This is a genomic window from Aneurinibacillus tyrosinisolvens (genome assembly GCF_001015055.1).
Lineage (GTDB): Bacteria > Bacillota > Bacilli > Aneurinibacillales > Aneurinibacillaceae > Aneurinibacillus_A > Aneurinibacillus_A tyrosinisolvens.
Genome location: NZ_BBWZ01000030.1, coordinates 1 through 21,228, shown reverse-complemented (window position 1 = coordinate 21,228; position 21,228 = coordinate 1). Strand labels below are relative to the sequence as shown.

Here is a 21,228-nt window from a genome sequence, read left to right as displayed (position 1 = left end):
AAGTAAAAAAAGAGAACCGCTAAAAGGCAGCCCTCGATTTATGGGGGCTGCCTTAATTTGCGGGACGGCTCCTCATTAACTGGATGGCAGATTTGATTGTATGTTTGGCTCTATTTTCAATACTTTTGTCGTATAAGTAAAATCCCCGTAACAATACGGATAGCGGAAGTTGTTCTGATCCCCGCCGCAATTGTAAACATTCGGCTGTTTTTTTACCTGGACGGAGGAATAGTGTTTAGCCAGGCTTTCGGAATGTTTTTTTCCGTGCTCAGCTACAAAATCAATGTAGCCTTCCCCCATATTATATGCCTGTATAACCGCAGGGAAATCCACCTTTCTCTCCTGCCCATAAGCAAGCACTTCTTTAAAATGACGCACACCCTGCCGGATGCTGCGCTCAGGGTTTTGGATGGCATTCGGCGAAAGTCCGGCTGACTCCGACGCCTGCATCGGGTCACCGCCTTCCCCTCTGCTTTCCTGGTACATGACAGCCAGCAAAACATCCCTATATTGTTCCAGCCTGTATTTATGCAGTTCGGATTGCAGTGCAGGCTCGTATTGTTTGACCTTCTCATACGTATCGGTTTGCGGCTGCTTTCGATTATAGTTTAGTATAGTAATAAGCGCCACTGCCAGGATGAAAATCCCGAGCAATACCGTGAGCGCTCCTATCCACTTCCTGATTTTCCTCATTCTTCTCCTCCACCTGCTCTATGTCTGTTCAATCTATCATACAGCAAAACCGTCACCTTCACATTTCTTGCGCACATTCATCCGCCATATATAATAATAAACTTTATTGTAAAAATCAAAGGCCGGGGGACGGAGCAGCATCTCCGCCCCTCGCTCCATTGACAGGTTGCCGTTTTACAATAACAATACAATTAATAATAACGAAAGGGTGGCTCCCGATGAAATTGATCTGGCATTGGATTGTTTCAGCTCTTGCCCTTCTCATTGTGGCGTGGTTATTTAACGGAATATGGTTTGACACTATTGGCGCGGCTTTCGTAACCGCTCTTGTTTTAGGTCTTCTTAACACATTCATCCGGCCTGTTGTGAAACTTCTTGCCCTCCCCCTTACCATTCTCACCCTTGGAATCTTTGCTCTTGTCATCAATGCGGCAATGTTATTAATTACAAGCCACTTTGTAAGCGGGTTTCATGTTGAAGGGTTTTTCACGGCTTTCTTTGGATCAATTGTCCTGTCTATCGTTAGTGGAATTATGTATGCCGTTCTTGAAGATTAATTTTATTTCATACTTTTTTCATCGTATTTTCATATAAGGGGTTTATTATTAATGTGCAGGGGATTTCAGTGGAAGAGGTAAAGCGTGAAGTGTGAAAGAAGGAAGATTTATGGTGAAAAGACAGAAATTAGATAAATATATAGAAAAACTATTAGAAATGGGCATTTTTAAAATTAAAGGCCGTCAGCTTTATGAATGCTCGGAGAAAGAAATAAAACACGTTTTGTTTACTATCTTAACAAAAAGCAGAAAAGCAAATGTATAGCACTATGTTTGTCAAACAAACGGTAAATAAATGTCCAAGAATTCGCCTTGTTTCGCCGCCTTTACCAAAAGTGCCCTATTGCCTTATACGGCAGCAGGGCATTTTCTATACTAACTTGGCTTCACATAAATAATCAATTCCTGGCACAATTCCCCGCTTTTATGGTAGTGTTTTAACGTCATGGACTCATATTTATAACAGTTGTTTTCAAACGCAATATTGTCTGCTTCTTTTGCAGCCGCTATTATCCCGGAAATATCACTACACTTAAATTGATCCAGCTGAGTATTATTATGAAAGAATTTTACTAACATTTTCATCCCTCCCACCAGATACTTCGACAGGGGAGGATATTTTCCTTTAAATGAAAAGAACCGTCTTGTAAACATGATTACTTAGCATTTCATCGACGTAAAATTATAAAGGATGATGGTAGACAACGCTACTTATTACAAATAAAATAAAATGTAGCTATTTATTACCATCTATCTTAAAATTCAGGAACCACGATAATGGCAAACCCATTGAAAAACGGGGACGCAAAACTGCGGGTCTACGGTTTAATTAAACTATGGCAGCCGGGTTACCGAAAGGAGCATACGCATGCGTAAAACTTATGAGCAAGAATTTAAATGCCACATAGCGAAAGAAGCTTTAGAAACAAAAGATGTTGGAGCACTCGCCAGAAAACATACACTAAACAGTGCAACCATATACCGCTGGGTAAAAGAATATAAAAAAGGAAAATATGGTTCCCTGCAAGGTGGATGTCTACACTCTGCAAGTCATGCTGCGGATCTAGCAAAAGTAATTACCATTCCTTATCCTGATTATGTAACAATAAGAGAAAACCGGGCCTATATCCAGACGGAAAACATGCATTTTGAAACTGAATTCATTCACCATGTTTCCAGTGAATATGATCCCTCTATCCCAGCTTACATTCTAATAATTGAAACAGCAAATGGGATTTATAAGTTAGTTGGAATTTCAAAGCTGGTTGGAGTGTTCGACAATAGTGGAATACAAGGGAGATGAAATATGGATACCCAAAACCAAAAGGTGAATTGTTCATCTCATGATATCATTACCATTCCTGCCGGAGGAGATATTTTTTTATCTTTTTGACCTTTAATACTTTAAAAAGACAAAAGCCGTGATTATGCAAGCGACATAATCACGGACAATGTAAATGTAACGCGGATTAAATTATTCAATAATATAGGCTTTCGCTATGCTGACACTGGACGCAAATTTTCATTAAGGGTTTGATTTCATATTCATGATGGCAGCCAGACTGAATGTTAGATAACTCTTTTTCTAAAAGCTGGATTTTTTCTCTCCACCTTCTAATCTCCTCTTTAATTTCTATGGCTCTGTTCATGAAAATCCTCCTTAAAAGAAGTCTGAAAGCTTACTTATATATTTTACTTCCGCCTTCCTTAAACTCCTTCGCCTTTTCGTTTAGTCCCTCTTCCATTGCAGAATCAAGCGGCATCCCTTTATCCTTTGCATACTCGCGAATATCCTGAGTAATTCTCATGCTGCAAAATTTAGGGCCGCACATCGAACAGAAATGGGAGGTTTTGGCGCCTTCTGCTGGCAGGGTTTCATCATGGTATTCTAACGCTCTTTCCGGATCGAGCGACAAGTTAAATTGATCGCGCCAGCGGAACTCAAAACGCGCTTTCGATAAGGCATCGTCTCTCGTTTGTGCACCCGGATGGCCTTTAGCAAGATCGGCTGCATGGGCCGCAATTTTATAAGTAATGACACCTTCCCGAACATCGTTCTTGTTAGGTAACCCCAGGTGTTCTTTTGGCGTAACATAGCACAGCATGGCTGTTCCAAACCATCCGATCATCGCCGCGCCAATGGCCGAAGTAATATGGTCATAGCCGGGCGCAATATCCGTAGTCAGGGGACCGAGTGTATAAAAGGGAGCTTCCTGGCATACCTCAAGCTGGCGATCCATATTTTCTTTAATTTTGTGCATTGGAACATGGCCTGGTCCTTCAATCATCACCTGCACGTCATGCTTCCAGGCAATTTTCGTCAGTTCACCAAGTGTTTCTAATTCTGCAAATTGTGCCTCATCATTCGCATCGGCAATCGAACCGGGCCGAAGGCCATCTCCCAGGGAAAAGGCGACATCGTATGTTTTCATAATTTCGCAAATGTCTTCGAAGTGTGTGTATAAGAAATTTTCCTGATGGTGGGCTAAGCACCAGGCGGCCATAATCGAACCTCCGCGTGAAACGATGCCTGTTACGCGCTTTGCCGTTAAAGGGACATACCGCAAGAGCACGCCAGCATGTATGGTAAAATAGTCGACGCCCTGCTCAGCCTGCTCGATGAGTGTATCCCGGTAGACTTCCCACGTTAAATCTTCCGCTTTCCCATTCACCTTTTCTAATGCCTGGTATATCGGTACGGTCCCAATAGGGACAGGTGAATTCCGGATGATCCACTCTCGTGTCGTATGGATGTTTTTGCCGGTGGAAAGATCCATGATGGTATCTGCCCCCCAGCGTGTTGCCCACGTCATTTTTTCCACTTCTTCTTCAATCGTAGATGAAACCGCGGAGTTCCCAATGTTCGCATTGATTTTCACATGGAAGCTGCGTCCGATAATCATCGGTTCACTCTCCGGATGGTTTATATTCGATGGAATAATGGCGCGGCCTTTCGCTACTTCGTCGCGCACAAATTCAGGGGATACCTGCTCACGTATCGCAATGAATTCCATCTCAGGGGTGATGATTCCCTGGCGGGCGTAATGTAATTGGGTCACGTTTTTTCCTGCTTTAGCTCGTAAAGGGTTACGATTTAATCCGGGGAAGACTTCATCATTGGTTCGAACACCGGTCGAATGCAGACCATCGTCTTCCGGTTTTACCTTCCGGCCCTCATATTCTTCTACATCTGCCCGCTCTAAAATCCACTGTCTGCGTAAGGGAGAGAGTCCTTTTTGAATGCTAATGTTACAGGAAGGATCCGTATAAGGCCCGCTTGTATCATATACACGAACCGGCGCATTCTCTTCTTCCCCATACGCGCTTGAAGAAGGGCTTAGCTTAATTTCACGCACAGGAACGCGAAGATCTTCGCGCGAGCCTTCTACATACACTTTTTGACTTCCAGGGAAATTGGGTACTGCAGGAAAATCGTGTCCTACTTCTGTTGTTTTTGACATGGTATTACCTCCTAGATATTAGATAAAATTTTGTTACCTACTGAACCTTTCTTAGGAGGCGGAGGGTACACTAAACAAAAAAACCGCCACAGGAAACAGGCGGTTTTTTACATACAAGTAGTGTACAAAGTATTGAAGTATGTAGGTTAATTCCTCCGCTGGCATTATCCAGTTCAGGTTCAACGGTCGACAGCAGAATAGCTATCCTCTCAGCCTGGTTCCCCAAGCTCCCGCATATTTAATTGTAAGTATAGCTTATGCAATATTCTTTCATTTGTCAAATCTACTCGGGAGAATATATATCCGGGTTCAGATTTTTATTTAGATTATCCAGTTTAAATACGCAGTATTTTATTACTAACCTAACAAATCTATAGTTGAATAAGACAAGATTGTTTGCCTTATAAAAACGCTAAACAGTCTGCCCCAAGTCTGATAGATGTTGATACTGCCAAGTTCGTTCATTGGCAATAGGGATAGCATCAAAATTAGTGGCATATGCGACTGACTTGACCGCATATGTGGATGCGTGAATCGCATGTTCAAACACATGAGCTGTGGCGACAGATTGTCCCGCTGAACGAGCTGCTTCAATAGCTTTTCTTGGCCCTTTGTCTTGCGGATACTTTTGTTCGAAATAATGAATTACATGTTCAGCACAGTCCGTAGCCCAAAGTACAGCTGTTTGATGATTTACTACTTTAAGGTACTCTTCAATTGTTTCTTTCGTGTCTGTATCTACAAATTTTTGCTTAGGCATAATATTAATCTTGGAATGGCTCTAACAAGACGAATGAGCAAATAATAGAACGCATTTCTTTCTTCCCTTGGATAAAGTAATATCCATTATAATAAGTCACATGCTGGCTGCCACATAGTTATCGTCCACTTGTTTACATATCCAAGGATAACGGACCTAGAAGCTTAATTTATATTTTATTGAACTAACGATTCCCATCCCTCGCTTTAGTTAATCTCGTTTTTCGATTAAAGAAAAAAAGGAGACTACCGTCTCCTTTTTTAATGAAAAAATTTATTGATTTTGTCCGTTTTGATCATCCTGTGTTTCGCCATCCTGATCCACTTGCTTATTGCCCGTATTAGGTTGTGCAATGGGTTGACCTGTTGCTGGGTCTAAGAATAATTTCCTGTTTTGCTGTTCACCTTCGTGTGAAAAGTCAAACATGTTGTTTAAGCTTCCTGCAACGGCATCAAAGGAGTTGTCACCAATTCTACCCAGCTTCCAGTTATCTTCAATGAATCGCAAGATGGATGTCTGATCCGTTAACGTATGATCCACGAAATTCTTTTTCGCATATGGAGATACGATTAAGAGAGGTAAGCGTGGTCCATATCCCGCACGGTCCTTATAATTGCCGAGTCTGATTTTGTCTGAACCTGGTCCTGCGAAAGCGACATCCGATTGCGGGTCATTCGATCCGTTTACCAGAGGGGATTTCACATGATCATACCATCCGTCGGAATCATCATAAGCTAAAATAACAGCCGTATCTTTCCATTCTGGCAGTTTTTGCAGACGATTAATCGTATCGACAACGAAGTGTTGTTCATCAATCGGATCGGAATATCCAGCATGGCCGTCTTGATAGTTGGCCGCTTTAAGGTAGCTTACCGCTGGCAGGTTGCCGTTACCGGCAGCTGTCCAAAAGTCCTTCAGATCATACTGGTGGTTGGCTTGATCTGTTTTGCCGATCATGGCTGGGGAAGAAGGGGAAGGTGGTCTTTATTCGCTGTTTGTGGGTAATACTGGAATGGCTCGTGGTGCGGATTGTAGTCTGTTTGCATTTTTCCAGCAATATTTGCGTGTTGAGCTTTTGGATCAGCGAATCCGCCCTGGAACCATCCCCAAGTGATATCCTTCTTGTTTAATAAATCCCCTACGTTCTTCCCGCTCATTGTCACTGTTGTTTTAGGGTGATTGGAAGCTTTGTCTAATTGAGGGTCTGGATCGCCAATGACGGTTCCGTTCATCACTTCACGCGGAACGTTAAGCTCACCGTCATTCTTATCATTCTCATAAACAGTGGCACCGTGGGTTTGTCCAGAAATCAGGTTGAGTGCGCCTGGAGTAGAAGGACCAAATGTAGTGTTGAAAGAATTATCACTCATGGCAAAGTTTTGCGCATAATTCCAAAACCCTGTTACTGTATTTCCATCAAAATAGTTCATAACGACAGGATTATTACGTCCGCCATTCGGAACATACTGGTCCATTTTTCCGCCATTTTGCGCTTTCTGTTCCGAAGTATAATTATGATCCATGCTATCGGTCATTGCTTGAGAAGGCGACATCCGTTGCGGGTTCACGGTATTTCCGTTTAAATCCTTGTTCGGATTGTTTGTGAGCAGCTCTTGTGTTAATCCATTTACTTTCGGCGTATTTTTGGCTGCTTTAAAAACAGGTTCCCCAGGTAGGTTTTTTGCATTCGGGTAAGTTCCGAAATAATGGTCAAAGGATACATTTTCTCCAAAAATAACGACCACGTGCTTGATTGGGGTGGTTGTTTGAGTGGAAGCCTTTCCTTTAAACGTAGAAAATTCATGATTGGAATGATTTTCTGCTGCTAAAATGGAAGAGACTGGAGTAGCAAAAAAAGAACTTAACGCAACGATGCCAGCGGCAGCCAGGGTTAATGCTTTCTTCCTTGTTTTTGACTGTTTCATGTTTTCACTCCTATTCTTCTGAACTTTATCGTGCAAGTACAGGATATATCCAAAATACTTTTGTTCTATTAACCCCATGTATATTATCTGTAAAGAAACGGATAGAAAAATTAGAAAAAGATGAGAAGAAGATGAGAAATATCAGAATAAATAAATCCAATGAGCGAAACTATTATGTAAAATTGACATCCCCGATATTGATATTTAAAAATGTACGAATGCCTGGCAAGAATCCTGCCGACTTTCAAGATGCTTTTTTAGCCATACTTTGCATTGTTAACCCCTTCCCATGCACAATCACCGAACAGTTTTCCCAGTTGATATCCTCGATATTTCAATTTCTGAACTTCCCCAACACGACAACAAATAATCAGTATATTATCCGAATAATAAATTTTATTCGGATAAACACCGACAGCCGGGTTTCATTTATTCATCATACTGTAATTTGAAGCCCCATTTGTGCCAGGTACCCTTCGGCGCAGTTGCCTCTGCGGTGAATGATTTCCCCATCCGTTTCCCACACCTCTGCACCTTCTTGAATATCATCTCCGCATCCAGAGCAGCACTCAACAACGTTCACTTCCTGTTGGTTCAAAGACCCAATTGTGAATCCATGAGCCATCTCTGCAATCGTCACTACCTTACGTCCAATGGGCCGATCCCCATCACAAACCACTTCGACTATACCTGCGAATTCCGTTAAGTCCTTCATCGAAAAACACCCTCCCTTTCAATAAAATGAAAGTATTTACCTGCCCCGCTGCTTGTTCATAGGTTCTATTAAATGTTTATGATCGTAAGCAATAGATTCATACCAGCATACTTTCTCTATAAAACAGCTAAAGATGCTATGCATTTCCGTTAAATATATTGATAATTTCTTATTGTTCCATTATTCTTATTTTAAGTAATTAATATCCAATTATAGGCACTCTATTTTTTATAACTTACGACGCAGGAGGATGGATGAGAATGGTACAGGATAAAGTTCGCGTAGCTGTTGTTCAAGCCGCATCAATTATCATGGATCGTGAAGCAACGACTGAGAAAGCAGTATCTTTAATTCATGAAGCGGCAGAAAAGGGAGCCAATTTAATTATCTTCCCCGAAGCTTTTATTCCCGGTTATCCTCGTGGCTTATCATTCGGCATGAAAGTAGGAAGCCGAACAGAAGCCGGCCGTAAAGATTGGCTTCGCTATTGGGAAAACTCAGTGCCCGTTCCCAGCGAAACAACAGACATTTTAGGTGAAGCAGCGCGGAAGGCAAATGCGTATCTAGTGATTGGAGTCATTGAGAGGGATCAGGAGTTCAGTGCAGGAACTGTATACTGCACAATGCTATATTTCGGACCAGACGGAAAAATTCTCGGAAAACACCGGAAGTTAAAACCGACGGGTTCCGAACGGTTGATTTGGGGTGAAGGGGACGGAAGTACGCTTCCCGTTATTGAGACGCCTTTTGGAAAGATGGGCGGCCTTATTTGCTGGGAAAACTATATGCCTCTAGCCCGAACCGCGATGTATGCAAAAGGCGTAGAGTTATATATTGCCCCGACAGCTGATGCACGGGATACGTGGCAGTCAACGATCCGTCATATCGCTTTAGAAGGCCGATGTTTTGTGTTGTCCTGCAATCAGTTCGTCACAAAGGATATGTACCCGACGGATTTAGCCTGTTACAATGATTTAGCGTCATCCCCGGAAGAGATGTCTTCCGGTGGCAGCGCCATAGTTGGACCGCTTGGAGAATATATCGCCGAGCCTGTATTTGGGAGAGAGGATATGCTGGTGGCGGATTTAGATTTGCGCCTCATTCCTTATAGCAGACTAGATTTTGATGTCGTGGGCCATTACGCAAGGCCGGATGTTTTCCAGCTGCTTGTGAACGAGCAAGAAAAACGCAGTGTGGAATTGAGTAATGGAAAAGAAAAATAATCAATACTGTGTATGCAGCTGAAATAGAAGAAGCGGGCAATTCGCCCGCTTTTCTTGATATTATCGAAAAAACCTCGACAGCCTATCGTTCTCTAGGATTTAACAAATTCCTTGCTTTTTTCTTTGTCATCGCTTCCACTTCTAGTCCTCTTGCCCCGATAAAGACAACGATTGAATACATAGGAATGAATAGACTGTAGAGAAACTTAAATCAATTGAGCAGGTCAGCTCTAGAGAGTGTACTAAAGGGGGACTTATAATGAAAACACGTTTTGAAGAAATTGTTGACGTAGAAGCCGTTGGCGGCGAGAACACGAAAAAGATGAATGATTTATTAGCTCTGGCAGGTTTAGAAGACATACCTCCTTCCTATGCAGACACCGAAAAGATATTGTTCATCGGAATTGATTTTCAAAATGATTTTATGGAAAATGGGGCACTGGGAGTTCCTCATTCACATAAAGACATAGCGAATGTAACGCGGTTTATTTACAATCATTTAGAGAAAATTACAGCGATCGCAGTTTCTCTCGACACCCATCACCTGCAGCAAATCTTCCATCCAAGCTGGTGGGTCGATGAAAATGGGGAAAACCCAAAACCCTACACCATTATAACCGCAAAAGATGTAGAGGATGGGAAGTGGACTGCGGTTGAGAAGCAGGAAGAAAGTCTGGAATACGTACAAAACCTTGAAAAATTAGGTAAAAAACAATTGTGTATCTGGACGTATCACTGCATCGAGGGAACCGTTGGGGCTGCACTGGAAGGCCAATTCTCGAATATCATTCATTTTCACTCGCTTGTGAGAAAGTCAAAAATAGATAAAATAATAAAGGGCCGGGATCCCTTAAGTGAAATGTATGGCATTATAAAACCGGAATATGACAAATTGAACTACTGTAACAATCAATTTTTAGAGACAATAAGGCTGTATGACAAGATTATTTTTGCAGGGGAAGCTAAATCCCATTGTGTGTTGGAATCCGTCAAACAAATTGTAGAATATTATGCAGATGAGAAGAATATCACTTCCAGAATTTATCTGTTAGAAGACTGCATGAGTTCAATCCCGGGATTTGAATTAACAACTGAAGAAACGTTCCTAAGCTTTGAAGAGCAATACCAAGTAAACATCGTTAAATCAACCGATTTATCATTACGCTAGGCAGACTATTTCGCAAAGGCTTGTCCATTCAACTCCTTCACCTCCGCAGCAAAGGAAAAAGCCGCTCCGGGTGAGCGGCTTGAGGATTTATCATTTTGTTTCTCCGACTTTTAGCAATGTGACTACTGAAGCCACAGCTGAAGCAGCGAGGAATTTTTTATTTCTCATAAAGCACTGCGCAACCTCCTCCATTCATCCAGCATCTTCTGCATACCGGTTTGTATTTGTCATTTCCGCCAATCTGTATTTGTTCCCCTTCATAGACCGGCTCTCCGTCTTGAAAGCGAAGGACCATTGTTGCTTTTCTGTCGCAATACCAACATATCGTCTTCATCTCTTCCAATTTGTCAGCATATAAAAGTAATGCTTCGCTTCCTTCAAAAAGGTGATTGGAAAAGTCATTCTTCAGTCCGAATGCAATAACGGGAATATTGAAATCATCCACAATCAAGGCAAGCTGCCTCACCTGAACCCTTGTGAGGAATTGTGCCTCATCTACCAAAACACAGTGTGGCGTGTAGTCGAGCCGCCCTACATAATTACAAAGATTAAAACTCCTATCCACTGGCACAGCCTCTCTTTTTATTCCAATTCTTGAAACCACCTGCCCTACACCATCACGGGAATCAAGAGAGGAAGTAAAGATGGTAACCCTTTTTCCTTGCTCCTCATAGTTATGAGCAACCTTTAAAAGCTCAATCGATTTTCCACTATTCATAGTCCCGTATCGATAATATAGTTTTGCCATTCACTCACCGCCGTTTCATAGCCATGTGTCTACATAACCCTCTTAAACATCTTCTCGATATCATATGTCGAGAAATGAATAATAATCGGGCGTCCGTGTGGGCACGTAAACGGGCTCGTCGTCCGGCGCAGCCGCTCAATCAGTGCTTCCATCTCCGCATGGTTCAAATGGCGGTTCGCCTTAATTGCCGCTTTACACGACATCGTAATCGCTGCCGCTTCCCGCAGCTTCACCACATCGATCCCTTTCTTACTCTCCAGCACCATACTAACCATCTCATGCAAAATGGCTTCTTCTTCGCCTTTCAGCAGCCAGCGCGGGTGTGAACGGATAATGTAGCTGTTCGTCCCAAACGGCTCCATATAAACGCCAATTTGCGCAAACCAATCCCTGTGCTCTTCCACCGCCACCGCTTCTGCTACGGTTAACTCAAGCGTAATCGGCAGCAGCAAATCCTGGCTTTCAATCGCTTCCGACCGCAGTTTATTCAAGAAGTACTCGTAAAAAATCCGCTCCTGGGCCGCGTGCTGGTCAATCATGTACATGCCGTCCTGGCTTTGCGCGAGAATGTACGTACCGTGGAGCTGGGCCATCGGGTACATTTCCGGCACCCGCATGCCGCCACTTTCACCTGCTTCCTTGCGTTCCCCTGCTCGTTCCGTCTGCTTGCTCTCTATTGCAGGCGCAGGATCTTGTTCCCCAGAGCGTTCCACATAAGGTGTCCGTTCTTCCACATACGGGGTCCGATTACGCGTATAGGATTCATCCACCACGGTCTTTTCCAGGTACGCTTCCATATCCGCTTCATACACCGCTTCTTGCTGCGGAACATAAGCCGCCTCCGTTTCCAGATCGGGCAGCGGCCTGGACCTTTCTTCTTTCCATTCCTCTACCCGGTCTTCGATAACGGGAACAGCAGCCTCTTCCTTTGACGGTACAAACAGTGTCCAATCCATTGATGCCTGGTAGTCTTTGTTTTTCGGTCTCGAATTGTTCGTCTGTTGCCGGCCCGGTTCCGGGATGAGGCGCTCTTTGCCCCATACCTGCTTGATTTCCTGTTCCACAAACTCATACAATTCCTGCTCTTTACTGAAGCGCACTTCGAGCTTGGCCGGGTGTACGTTCACGTCAACCAGGCTTGGTTCCATTCCAACCGAAAGCACGGTAATCGGATAGCGATTAATGGGCAGCAGCGTGTGGTAGCCGCGAAGAATGGCGTGATTTAATCCTATGTTTCGAATATAGCGCCCATTAATGAGCGTAGAAATGTACGAACGGTTCGCCCGGGTGAATTCCGGTTTCACTACATATCCGGATAGCGCAAAATCGAGTGATTCCGCTTCTACCTTAACCATACTGCGGGCGATGCTCATGCCATACACTGCCGCTATAACGTGCAGAAGCTGGCCGTCACCCGATGTTTTCAGCATTTGCTTCCCGTTATGGGTTAGCAGAAAGGAAATCTCAGGGTGGGACAGGGCAAGCCGGTTAATCATGTCGGATACGTGCCCGACTTCCGTATGAATCGTTTTCATGTATTTTAAGCGGGCGGGCGTATTGTAAAACAAATCTGGACACGCACTTCTGTTCCCCGGGGAAAAGCAACCGGTTCAAATTCCTTTTGCTCTCCGCCGACCATCAGAATACGGGTGCCCATCGGCTCCCCTTTAAGAGCGCTTTTGATTTCCATGCGGGAAACAGCCGCGATGCTTGGAATGGCCTCTCCACGGAACCCGAGCGTCCGAATATGGGGCAATTCCCGTTCTTTTTTCAGCTTGCTGGTCGCATGCCTTTCAAAGGCAAGGCGGCAGTCTTCTTTGTCCATTCCAGCTCCATTATCGACAATGCGGATTAATTGGAGGCCGCCTTCTTCCAGGTGGATTTCAATGCGTGTGCTGCCTGCATCAATCGCGTTCTCCACAAGCTCCTTCACAACAGAGGAAGGACGCTCCACCACTTCTCCCGCCGCAATTAAATTGGCAAGGTGAGCGTCCATAATTTGTATGTTCGCCATGCGTCTCCTCATCCTCCCACTTCTATGTTATACGTGCTGCTTTAACTCAAATAAGAAGTTCATCGCCTGCAGAGGCGTCATATTGATCAAATCCGCCTCGCGCAGTTTTTTCGCGAGTTTTTCTTCTGCCTTGCTCAGCGTAGCGACCGATTTCCCTGTCTTTGCCGGCTCGATGAACTCACCGAACAAATCAAGCTGGGCAGGCGGCTCCGTAACCTTTTCCGCTTCTATTTTGCGCGGCCGCTCCTGTTTTACCTCTTTCACAGGATTGGCAGCCGGTCCATCGTATTCATCGAGCAGTTCATTCGCCCGGTCAATGATCCGCTCCGGCAAACCGGCAATTTGCGCACAGTAAATCCCATAGCTCTTGTCCGCCGGGCCGTTTACCAGTTTGCGTAAAAAAATGACGGTATCGTCCGATTCGTTGACAGCCATATGGAAATTTTTCAGGCGCGGCAGCGTTGTTTCCAGATGGAAAAGCTCGTGATAGTGCGTGGAAACGAGCGTTTTACAGCCAATATCATGGTGAAGGTACTCAATGACAGCCTGGGCGATAGACATCCCTTCCGATGTCGACGTCCCCCGCCCGAGTTCATCAATAATAACAAGGCTGCGGGAGTTTGCATTCCTAAGGGTGACCTCGATCTCCTTCATCTCGACCATAAACGTGCTCTGCCCACCGACAAGATCGTCGGCTGCGCCGATGCGGGTAAAAATCCGGTCAACCGGGGTAATCCTCGCAGCTTCCGCCGGCACAAAGCTTCCCATCTGTGCCATAATGACAATGAGGGCTACCTGCCGCATGTACGTGCTTTTTCCCGCCATATTCGGTCCTGTAATCAGGAGGATTTCCTGATCGCTTCCCATTTGTGTATCGTTCGGGACAAACGGGTCTTCCGTTAGAACAGATTCAACGACCGGGTGCCTTCCATCCGAGATTTCCAGCTGCCCGGAAGAGATAATTTCAGGCCTCACATACCCGTGCTCCTGGGCGACAACCGCCAGAGACTGAAGCACATCGATTGTGGCAACTTGCAGGGCAAGAGCCTGGAGACGCTGCACCTGCGAAGATACAGCTTCGCGCACTTCGGTAAACAACTGGTATTCCAGTTCTGACCGTTTTTCTTCTGCTTCAAGAATGAGCGCCTCTTTTTCCTTCAACTCCGGTGTAATAAAACGTTCCGCATTGGCAAGCGTCTGCTTTCTCTCATACCGGCCTTCCGGCAGGGCCGGAAGATTCGCTTTCGTCACTTCGATATAGTAGCCGAATACTTTGTTATACCCGATCTTTAGGGAACGGATGCCTGTCACCTGGCGCTCCTGCTGCTCAAGCCCGGCAATCCACTGTTTTCCTTCCCGGCTTGCTGTCCGGAGCTTGTCCAAATACTCGTGGTACCCTTCCTTAATCAGACCGCCTTCCTTCATCGCCAGCGGCGGGTCATCCACAATGCTGTGTTCAATGATTTCTACAACGTCCGAACATTCGTCGAGCCTGCCGGCTACTTCTTTAATGGCCTGCGATGCATCAGCCAGGGTCAACAGCGCCTGTTTTAATGCCGGTATGGCAACAAGGGATGATTTAAGCTGAATGAGATCTCTGGCACTCGCTGTCCCGTACGCCACCCGCCCGGCGAGCCGCTCCAGATCGTACACATCCTTCAGCTGTGTCCGTATTTCATCACGTACGAGCCAGCTGTCCAACATCGTTTGGACGGCCTGCTGGCGCTCCTCGACTTCTGATTTGGCGAGCAGAGGCTTGTCGAGCCAGCGGCGAAGCTGACGTCCCCCCATCGCGGTAACCGTTTGATCAAGCAGCCATAGGAGCGAGCCTTTTTTCGTTTTATCACGAATTGTTTCCACAAGCTCAAGATTGCGGCGCGTAAACTGATCCAGCACCATATACGATGCCGCTTCATACAACTGGACACGGTGCAAATGGCCGAGCGAACGCTTTTGCGTCTCCTCCAGGTAGGACAGCAGCCCTCCTGTTGCTGCGAGCATTTGTCCGGTACATTCTTTCTCTCCGTTCACTTCACTAAACCACTGCTGCAATGCCGCAAGCGGCGCGCCTGCAGCGGCGCTGCCCTCCGGTAGCGGCCGCTTCGTGACAACAATGTTGTGGGGGTGCAGGTGCTCCATCACAACCGTATCGCCCTGGCCTTCGACGATAACGACTTCGGAAGGCTGGTACTGGATAATCTCATCCAGCAAAGGCTGAAGCCCCGCCACTTCCGTTACATAAAATTCTCCGGTAGAAATATCACAGGCGGCCAGTGCCGCCGCATTTTTGCCCATATATACAGAAAGCAGGTAGTTGTTTTCCTTATCCGTCAGGAATTTCCCTTCCATCACAGTACCCGGTGTAATTACACGGGTTACTTCCCTGCGTACGACCCCTTTTGCCTGCTTTGGATCCTCTACTTGCTCACAAATAGCAACCTTGTAACCTTTATCAATTAACTGCGAGATGTATGTATCAACAGAATGATACGGCACACCGCACATCGGAATTTTTTCGCTTGCTCCTCCGTCCCGTCCTGTCAATGTGATTTCAAGTTCTCTCGCAGCGCGTACCGCGTCATCGAAAAAAAGCTCGTAAAAGTCGCCCAGCCGAAAAAATAAAAAAGCATCCTGGTGCTGTGCTTTCACGCTTAAATACTGCTGCATCATGGGGGTGTAGTTTGCCATTTTTCTCTCTCCTGTGTCTGCAATTTCTTTCATTATTATATCATATTTTGTTTATATACTCGCTGATTAACTGCACTGTCGTTAAACGGGGGAAGCTTCCATACCTCACGAATATCCGTAAATTCATCCCACTCTCTCTGTTCAAGCACCAGGCTTTTGAACGGGAGAAGGTAAGCGTGGTGTTCCGCAAATTCCTCCAGGCCCTCCAGTTCTTCCCACAAGCCCGGGAGGTACGCTGCAATCACATTTTTGTCTCCGGCGTAAAACGCTTTTTGGACGGCCGGATCGAGCAGCGGGAGACTGCGAAGCTGCCGATAAGAAGAAGCGATGATACTGCTCAAAGCAAACACTCCCCTTGTAATGGTTGGGGAAATGAGCCAGCTTGGCAAGGTCCGGTATTCAAAACCGCCATGAAATTGTGTGCGGAAATCACCCAGATACCCGTACCTTGGCCTGCGCAGAAGGGAGCGGGGACTCTCAAGCATCAAGATTTGCAAAGCCAGATAGTTATCAAGCGCACGAAGCAGCTGGGAGTTTAAGGAAAGGTTGCTGAAATGTACATGGCCCCCGATAGGGTAGTCCGTTAGCGGCATTCCCCCGGCCGCCCACTGGATGTTTCGCGAGTTCACCTTTCTAATCCCTGTGAGCATCGCCCGATATACATTGCGAAAAAGAGTTCTCGGGTCCGATGCGGGCTCGGGCCGCAGTTCGGCAAGCGGCATAGGCCTGTGTGACGCATCCCCCCTCATCCGTATTTGATCACACCCGACGATACCGTCTTTAGAAAAAAAGGCAGATGCCATCAGCACTTTTCCCTGGGCATCGCGCAGCACAAATTCCGGGTCCGCTCCCAGTACAATATCGTGGGACTGAGGGTTGAAATAGCCGTCCATGAAGCGTGCGAACAAGGCGGAAAATTTTTCGGCAATCGCGGCGTTTATTGGAAATGTTTCCTGAACATCAATCACCTGAATTTTCCCGCGCGAATCCACCCCAAGGAGCACACCGCCAAAATCAAGCCCAAGGCAGTATACGCTGCGAACCGCCAGCTCCATCACTTTCTTTACTTCCTTCGTCTTCTCTTCCCCTTTGACTATTTTAAAGGTTTCGTCCGGAGCCGCTGCCCTGTTGTGCAGCCAAATTTGCCTTCCGGCTGATCGGTACAGCACAACGACCTCTTGCTGAAATACGGCCGCAAAGTAGCGTTTATGTGTTACAACTCCTTGCTGCGACGGTGACTTTTTCTGGGCGACGGGAATTCCGCTTACGGCAAGGAGACGTTTTTTCACAGCCGCCGACCGGGTGTTCGCTATCGCTTCGCTGCCATTTAGCACGACTGTACCTGGCGTAAAGGAAGAAAGCCCCCCGTTTCCCCATTGTATAATAGCGGAAAACGGAGCATCGAGCACCCTGTCCCCCGCCTCACATCCAATGTGCTCCGCCAATACATTCACTTGTCGCTGAGCGGTATGGAGCAGGAAACCTGTCATTGCCACGATTCCTTTCTTTTGAAGAATAACGTAATAATTCCGCATGAAAAGAAAAAGGGAGGACGCTCCTCCCACGCTTCAGATGATTCCCTTTTTAGTCCTTTAATCAAGGAATGTGTCAGGATCTAAATCGGCAAAATCATCCAGTTCCTCATAGTCATCCGTATAGGAGTCATCTTTCGCTTCGTCATCCAAGGCATCGGTTACAAGGACACATAATTTCGTTTCACCTACGACTTCGACGGAGTACTCGCGTTCTACCGTTACGACAACAGAGCCGGAAGCCGTTATTTTTGCTTCCACACAATTCGGCTCCTGTGTGACCCTTGCTGTTACCTCCATATCCCCGCGGCAATTGCTATCGTAATAAGAAAGCGGGACAATCTCAACGAACTTAACGGTTTCCTTTAATACGGTTGTTTCACTGTGGCTACGCTAATTGTATAAATCAAACTTAAACTTTACACGGGTAATTGTTGTCTTATCATAAATATCGATTCGTTCAATCAGCTTATGGAATAAAGCCCGAAGTTTGTGTATTTCGTCCGGGTTCATCGCGAGGCGCTCGCCGAGCACTTCCTTTACCGTGTGGACTTTGTTCTCGGCTTTCTCATTTTCTTCTATTTGCCTGCGAACGGTTTCGATTTGCTGTTCCGTCGTCTGCATCCTGCCTTTAAGCCCTGCCATGATTTCACGAAAAGCTTCGGCATCAAACAGATCACCGCTTGCCGCAATGTTGACCTGTTTTTTCTGCAGCTTTTTTCTCTGTTCTTCCAACGCTTGCAGCCTTGCTCCCAACGAGCCGCTCCCGGCCTTTTTTCGCGAGAGCAGCGACTGTTTTGCCGCCTTGTTTAGCTCGTTTAGAACGAGCTGGAAAACATCGATTTCCAGCTCCCGTGCCGGCACAGGCTCATGCACACACGCACGCTTCCCGAATTTGTGGTTTTGCCCGCATTTATAGTAGCGGTAGTTGTAGCTCTCATTTCCTGGCTTTGTTGAACGGATCGAAACCATACCTGCCCCGCAGCGGTCGCAGTATAAAATTCCTGAGAGTGGATATTTGGCGCGATTTGAGGTACGCCCTACTTTTCCCTGCCTCTCTTTTCTAATCTCCTGTGCCATCAAAAAAGCAGCGCGCTCAACAATGGCAGGGTGCGCGTCACGGCAGATGACAGGATTGCCGGTCGCTACGTATTTCCGGTTCTTTCTTACGAGGTTCTGGTTTGCATCGTATACCCGCTCAAGCTTCGCGCGGCTGATTCCATATACGATATCTCCTGTGTATACTTCGTTGACCAGGATTTTGCGGATGGCAGCCTGTTGGAAGCGGTTTTTGTTTGCCGTTACGTATCCCATGTCATTCAGCCGATTGGCGATGCTAAGTGTCCCTATCCGTTCGTACACATACCAGTTGAAAATCATCCGGACAACTTCCGCCTGCTCTTCCACAATCTCAAGGCGGTGTGTTTCAGCACTGCGCCTGTAGCCAAAGGGGACTCTCGATGAAGGCCATTTTCCGGAACGGGCTTTTTCACGGAATCCCGCTGAAACGCGGCTGCTGATGCGCTCTGATTCAACTTCCGCCATAAAATTGCTGATCTTAAACAGCAGCTTCGACTCCGGCCTTTCAGAATCATAGCCGTCATTGGATTTAATGCGGACACCCGACGCTTCAAGAATGCGCACAATTTTGAGGTTTTCCTCCTCATCACGCCCCATCCTCGTGATCTCTTTAAATAGTACGACTTTAAATTTTCCGCTTTTTGCATCTTCAAGCAATTGGCTCATGGCCGGACGTTCCAGAATCGTGGTATAATACCCGCTGTATCCCTCATCCACATAAATCAATCTGTCAGCGGTTTCGTAATCCTGCGTGAAATGGCGGCCCATATAATCCTTCATTAACGAAATTTGGTGGTGAACGGACTCTCCCTGCTGGTCGGTGGAAACCCTGGCGTAAATGGCAACAGGTATCATGTCATCACCCTTTTTAACTAGATGTCATTTCGTTCGTGCCCCCGTCAAAAAAGGCCATCATTCCAACGGCTCAAAAATTTCAACTTCCACATCCTCTCCATACTTTTCTTTGTAAAAAAGAACAATTTGTTCGATGAAGTAGTTTGAAATCGGTTCTGTTCCATATTCAATGTCTGCAATATAAATCATGTGCATCACCTATTAGTAACCCTATTTCGCTTCGCCTGTCAAAATATCTTGTACTCGTTTTTACAGCTTGTATTTATTTTCTGTATGTTCGCAAACTGGCATTATCCATATTTTTCTTGTATTCTATTGAGAAAACATGTTTTAACCTAAAAGTAGAGGGAGATAACTTTTTTATATGTATCGTTTTTTATCTGGCAATTACGGTTTTAATGGAGGAAACTAATGAAAATACGCTGGCTGTTTGCCGTTATTCTTGTTCTTTTGCTTTTAAAAGGCTTCCCCGCAGCGTCCGCTGCTGTAGGAAATACGATACCCCTTTCCGACTTGTGGCCGTCCATAGAGAATAGCACCATGATTTCAAATATAAGAAATGAAATAAAAGCAGGGTTGCTCTTTCTTTCCGATTTAATGGACCCAAAAAGCAAGGCCACCCAGCTGCTTCATGAAAAGGTAATGGACAATGTGGATCAACTGGGTGGGCTGTTAGAGGATGTAAAAAGAGGAAATAGCGATGCTATTTTATCAAACTTGCTTATTAAGCACCTGCCTGAAGATGTAGGCAACGGAGAGTATGCCGTTGGAAAAAAGAAAGTGGAGAATGTGTTTATTAAACCAGGGGACAAAAATGTAACACAGAGGACAGTTGACAGGGTAGCTTCAGCGCTTACTGACGTATCCCTGCCGCTTCTTAAAACAGGTGTTGGGGGAAAACCGCAGAAGGATGTATCCATTACTTTGTTTTCATCAAAACAAAGTTACGGAAATGCCCTTATCAAGGCAGGAATCCCTGCGGAATCCATCCAGAATTATATTGAACACACCGGTGGAATGGCGGCTGGAAATCAGATATGGATTCCCCTCTACGCTTCTCACACAAGGGAAAATCTGATTAATACCCTTACACATGAATTAAGCCATACGGCGCTGAATGAAAAAAATATCGCTTATAAACTTCCCACATGGCTGAATGAGGGAATTGCCATGCATAACGGAATGCTGGCAATGAAAAAGCTGGATCCTCAAACGACGGATGATGTTATTAAGTCAATGAACAAACAAATCGAGGAAATCGCGCATAGCAACGCACTGCTTCCCCTTTCAGCGGATGAAAATGACATCGTAACCGCTTCTTATAATGTGGAGTGGGTAGATTATATGGCGGTGGAAAATCTTATAAAGAAAGAAGGGGAAAAGAAATTCGCCAATTTCTTAGATGATGTGTCCAGAAGTGGAGTGAATGCAAGTTTCGAATCCCACTATCCTTTTTCGATGAAAGCATACGAAAAGACTTTTTATGAGTCCCTGCATTGAAAAAAGGTGCGAAAAAAGGGAGTTCATTCCACTCGCCTTTCCCTTCCGCGAGGAAGCAAAAACTGTCCGCTCCACCTCCCTGCGAGCAGAGCCCGCAAAACATCTGGGTAGCTCGAGGATGGAGACAATTGCGGGCTTGTTCTGCTCTCCGGCAGGTTCCGCTGGGTCAGGAAGGCCGGCCTGTGTGGACTGGCCTCCCTTTTTTCTAACACTGTTGACCTTGCGGTCTTTTTTTGTTTAACGAACCTTACGGTTCTTTTTTTTATCGACACAAAAAGGCCCCTACCCATGCCGGATAGAGGCCCTTTC

General features: G+C 45.6%; 21 protein-coding genes, 2 pseudogenes and 2 riboswitches. Of the genes and pseudogenes, 7 read left to right on the top strand and 16 right to left on the bottom strand.

All coding sequences use genetic code 11. From position 1 onward, the window contains the following. Positions 1-75: 75 nt before the first annotated feature. The gene (locus tag MBEAL2_RS20435) at positions 76-693 is read right to left on the bottom strand and encodes a lysozyme family protein (protein WP_047154105.1); all 618 of its coding nucleotides are present in this window, start codon (positions 691-693) and stop codon (positions 76-78) included. Between the two features lie 218 nt (positions 694-911). Here MBEAL2_RS20435 and MBEAL2_RS20430 point away from each other — a divergent pair, with 218 nt between their 5' ends. Next, entirely contained in the window at positions 912-1,250 is a 339-nt protein-coding gene (locus MBEAL2_RS20430) for a phage holin family protein (RefSeq protein WP_047154104.1), read from the top strand. Positions 1,251-1,359: 109 nt separating this feature from the next. After that, entirely contained in the window at positions 1,360-1,515 is a 156-nt protein-coding gene (locus tag MBEAL2_RS30475) for a Fur-regulated basic protein FbpA (protein ID WP_082130065.1), read from the top strand. Positions 1,516-1,625: 110 nt separating this feature from the next. Here MBEAL2_RS30475 and MBEAL2_RS20425 read toward each other — a convergent pair whose 3' ends face one another. Next, positions 1,626-1,829 (bottom strand): hypothetical protein, encoded by a 204-nt coding sequence (locus MBEAL2_RS20425; protein WP_047154103.1) that lies wholly within the window; start codon positions 1,827-1,829, stop codon positions 1,626-1,628. A 190-nt stretch (positions 1,830-2,019) separates the two neighbouring features. Further along, positions 2,020-2,106, top strand: a riboswitch (cyclic di-GMP riboswitch). Positions 2,107-2,118: 12 nt separating this feature from the next. Here MBEAL2_RS20425 and MBEAL2_RS20420 point away from each other — a divergent pair. Next, a complete protein-coding gene (locus MBEAL2_RS20420; RefSeq protein ID WP_047154102.1) occupies positions 2,119-2,553 on the top strand; it encodes a transposase in 435 nt (144 codons plus the stop codon). Between the two features lie 175 nt (positions 2,554-2,728). On the opposite strand, the gene MBEAL2_RS31950 is transcribed toward MBEAL2_RS20420, so the two are convergent. The 6 genes from MBEAL2_RS31950 to MBEAL2_RS20400 form a co-directional block, all read right to left on the bottom strand. Further along, positions 2,729-2,899 (bottom strand): hypothetical protein, encoded by a 171-nt coding sequence (locus MBEAL2_RS31950; RefSeq protein WP_161798259.1) that lies wholly within the window; start codon positions 2,897-2,899, stop codon positions 2,729-2,731. Positions 2,900-2,929: 30 nt separating this feature from the next. Further along, the gene (thiC, locus tag MBEAL2_RS20415; RefSeq protein ID WP_047154101.1) at positions 2,930-4,711 is read right to left on the bottom strand and encodes a phosphomethylpyrimidine synthase ThiC; all 1,782 of its coding nucleotides are present in this window, start codon (positions 4,709-4,711) and stop codon (positions 2,930-2,932) included. Positions 4,712-4,844: 133 nt separating this feature from the next. Next, positions 4,845-4,955, bottom strand: a riboswitch (TPP riboswitch). Between the two features lie 168 nt (positions 4,956-5,123). Then, positions 5,124-5,471, bottom strand: coding sequence for a putative immunity protein (locus tag MBEAL2_RS20410; protein WP_047154100.1), 348 nt, complete (start codon positions 5,469-5,471; stop codon positions 5,124-5,126). 273 nt (positions 5,472-5,744) lie between these two features. Then, a complete protein-coding gene (locus MBEAL2_RS33700) occupies positions 5,745-6,428 on the bottom strand; it encodes a phospholipase C (protein ID WP_269082499.1) in 684 nt (227 codons plus the stop codon). Further along, complete coding sequence (locus MBEAL2_RS33695) at positions 6,425-7,396, bottom strand: alkaline phosphatase family protein (RefSeq protein ID WP_269082498.1); 972 nt, start codon at positions 7,394-7,396, stop codon at positions 6,425-6,427. Before MBEAL2_RS33695 ends, MBEAL2_RS33700 begins: the two co-directional genes overlap by 4 nt. Before the next feature lie 436 nt (positions 7,397-7,832). Next, complete coding sequence (locus MBEAL2_RS20400) at positions 7,833-8,111, bottom strand: hypothetical protein (RefSeq protein WP_047154099.1); 279 nt, start codon at positions 8,109-8,111, stop codon at positions 7,833-7,835. Positions 8,112-8,371: 260 nt separating this feature from the next. On the opposite strand from MBEAL2_RS20400, the gene MBEAL2_RS20395 reads away from it, so the two are divergent. From MBEAL2_RS20395 to MBEAL2_RS20390, 3 genes are read left to right on the top strand one after another with little or no spacing between them, the layout of a single operon-like run. Beyond that, complete coding sequence (locus MBEAL2_RS20395) at positions 8,372-9,334, top strand: carbon-nitrogen hydrolase family protein (protein WP_236692961.1); 963 nt, start codon at positions 8,372-8,374, stop codon at positions 9,332-9,334. An 8-nt stretch (positions 9,335-9,342) separates the two neighbouring features. After that, on the top strand, positions 9,343-9,534 hold the full coding sequence (locus MBEAL2_RS31235; protein ID WP_152667868.1) for a hypothetical protein: 192 nt from the start codon (positions 9,343-9,345) through the stop codon (positions 9,532-9,534). A 59-nt stretch (positions 9,535-9,593) separates the two neighbouring features. After that, entirely contained in the window at positions 9,594-10,502 is a 909-nt protein-coding gene (locus tag MBEAL2_RS20390; protein ID WP_047154097.1) for a cysteine hydrolase family protein, read from the top strand. 157 nt (positions 10,503-10,659) lie between these two features. Here the strand turns inward: MBEAL2_RS20390 and MBEAL2_RS20385 are convergent, their stop codons facing one another. The 7 genes and pseudogenes from MBEAL2_RS20385 to MBEAL2_RS33690 all read right to left on the bottom strand — a co-directional run bounded on the left by MBEAL2_RS20385 (position 10,660) and on the right by MBEAL2_RS33690 (position 19,608). Beyond that, positions 10,660-11,250 (bottom strand): thymidine kinase, encoded by a 591-nt coding sequence (locus tag MBEAL2_RS20385; protein ID WP_047154096.1) that lies wholly within the window; start codon positions 11,248-11,250, stop codon positions 10,660-10,662. Between the two features lie 29 nt (positions 11,251-11,279). Continuing rightward, a pseudogene (mutL, locus tag MBEAL2_RS20380) lies at positions 11,280-13,264 on the bottom strand (DNA mismatch repair endonuclease MutL). A gap of 27 nt (positions 13,265-13,291) precedes the next feature. Continuing rightward, positions 13,292-15,952 (bottom strand): DNA mismatch repair protein MutS, encoded by a 2,661-nt coding sequence (gene mutS / locus MBEAL2_RS20375; protein WP_047154095.1) that lies wholly within the window; start codon positions 15,950-15,952, stop codon positions 13,292-13,294. 35 nt (positions 15,953-15,987) lie between these two features. Beyond that, positions 15,988-17,442, bottom strand: coding sequence for a putative amidoligase domain-containing protein (locus MBEAL2_RS29545; protein WP_161798258.1), 1,455 nt, complete (start codon positions 17,440-17,442; stop codon positions 15,988-15,990). A 102-nt stretch (positions 17,443-17,544) separates the two neighbouring features. Beyond that, a pseudogene (gene cotE / locus MBEAL2_RS29540) lies at positions 17,545-17,859 on the bottom strand (outer spore coat protein CotE); the annotation flags it as partial. Between the two features lie 18 nt (positions 17,860-17,877). Then, positions 17,878-19,419 carry a recombinase family protein gene (locus MBEAL2_RS20360; RefSeq protein WP_047154094.1) on the bottom strand — a complete coding sequence of 514 codons (1,542 nt, stop codon included), beginning with the start codon at positions 19,417-19,419 and terminating at the stop codon, positions 17,878-17,880. Between the two features lie 57 nt (positions 19,420-19,476). Next, positions 19,477-19,608 (bottom strand): hypothetical protein, encoded by a 132-nt coding sequence (locus MBEAL2_RS33690; protein ID WP_269082497.1) that lies wholly within the window; start codon positions 19,606-19,608, stop codon positions 19,477-19,479. A 222-nt stretch (positions 19,609-19,830) separates the two neighbouring features. Between MBEAL2_RS33690 and MBEAL2_RS20355 the strand changes: the two genes are divergently transcribed. After that, positions 19,831-20,919 carry a gluzincin family metallopeptidase gene (locus MBEAL2_RS20355; protein ID WP_047154093.1) on the top strand — a complete coding sequence of 363 codons (1,089 nt, stop codon included), beginning with the start codon at positions 19,831-19,833 and terminating at the stop codon, positions 20,917-20,919. A gap of 23 nt (positions 20,920-20,942) precedes the next feature. On the opposite strand, the gene MBEAL2_RS33065 is transcribed toward MBEAL2_RS20355, so the two are convergent. Next, a partial coding sequence (locus MBEAL2_RS33065; RefSeq protein WP_047154092.1) for a hypothetical protein occupies positions 20,943-21,228 on the bottom strand: 286 nt, incomplete at its 5' end.

What these genes read in the sequence shown, in the direction of transcription:
- MBEAL2_RS20435 (WP_047154105.1), bottom strand. Translation starts at nt 693, where the DNA reads ATGAGGAAAATCAGGAAGTGGATAGGAGCGCTCACGGTATTGCTCGGG.
- MBEAL2_RS20430 (WP_047154104.1), top strand. Translation starts at nt 912, where the DNA reads ATGAAATTGATCTGGCATTGGATTGTTTCAGCTCTTGCCCTTCTCATT.
- MBEAL2_RS30475 (WP_082130065.1), top strand. Translation starts at nt 1,360, where the DNA reads ATGGTGAAAAGACAGAAATTAGATAAATATATAGAAAAACTATTAGAA.
- MBEAL2_RS20425 (WP_047154103.1), bottom strand. Translation starts at nt 1,829, where the DNA reads ATGTTAGTAAAATTCTTTCATAATAATACTCAGCTGGATCAATTTAAG.
- MBEAL2_RS20420 (WP_047154102.1), top strand. Translation starts at nt 2,119, where the DNA reads ATGCGTAAAACTTATGAGCAAGAATTTAAATGCCACATAGCGAAAGAA.
- MBEAL2_RS31950 (WP_161798259.1), bottom strand. Translation starts at nt 2,899, where the DNA reads ATGAACAGAGCCATAGAAATTAAAGAGGAGATTAGAAGGTGGAGAGAA.
- thiC (WP_047154101.1), bottom strand. Translation starts at nt 4,711, where the DNA reads ATGTCAAAAACAACAGAAGTAGGACACGATTTTCCTGCAGTACCCAAT.
- MBEAL2_RS20410 (WP_047154100.1), bottom strand. Translation starts at nt 5,471, where the DNA reads ATGCCTAAGCAAAAATTTGTAGATACAGACACGAAAGAAACAATTGAA.
- MBEAL2_RS33700 (WP_269082499.1), bottom strand. Translation starts at nt 6,428, where the DNA reads ATGATCGGCAAAACAGATCAAGCCAACCACCAGTATGATCTGAAGGAC.
- MBEAL2_RS33695 (WP_269082498.1), bottom strand. Translation starts at nt 7,396, where the DNA reads ATGAAACAGTCAAAAACAAGGAAGAAAGCATTAACCCTGGCTGCCGCT.
- MBEAL2_RS20400 (WP_047154099.1), bottom strand. Translation starts at nt 8,111, where the DNA reads ATGAAGGACTTAACGGAATTCGCAGGTATAGTCGAAGTGGTTTGTGAT.
- MBEAL2_RS20395 (WP_236692961.1), top strand. Translation starts at nt 8,372, where the DNA reads ATGGTACAGGATAAAGTTCGCGTAGCTGTTGTTCAAGCCGCATCAATT.
- MBEAL2_RS20390 (WP_047154097.1), top strand. Translation starts at nt 9,594, where the DNA reads ATGAAAACACGTTTTGAAGAAATTGTTGACGTAGAAGCCGTTGGCGGC.
- MBEAL2_RS20385 (WP_047154096.1), bottom strand. Translation starts at nt 11,250, where the DNA reads ATGGCAAAACTATATTATCGATACGGGACTATGAATAGTGGAAAATCG.
- mutS (WP_047154095.1), bottom strand. Translation starts at nt 15,952, where the DNA reads ATGGCAAACTACACCCCCATGATGCAGCAGTATTTAAGCGTGAAAGCA.
- MBEAL2_RS29545 (WP_161798258.1), bottom strand. Translation starts at nt 17,442, where the DNA reads ATGACAGGTTTCCTGCTCCATACCGCTCAGCGACAAGTGAATGTATTG.
- MBEAL2_RS20360 (WP_047154094.1), bottom strand. Translation starts at nt 19,419, where the DNA reads ATGATACCTGTTGCCATTTACGCCAGGGTTTCCACCGACCAGCAGGGA.
- MBEAL2_RS33690 (WP_269082497.1), bottom strand. Translation starts at nt 19,608, where the DNA reads ATGATTTATATTGCAGACATTGAATATGGAACAGAACCGATTTCAAAC.
- MBEAL2_RS20355 (WP_047154093.1), top strand. Translation starts at nt 19,831, where the DNA reads ATGAAAATACGCTGGCTGTTTGCCGTTATTCTTGTTCTTTTGCTTTTA.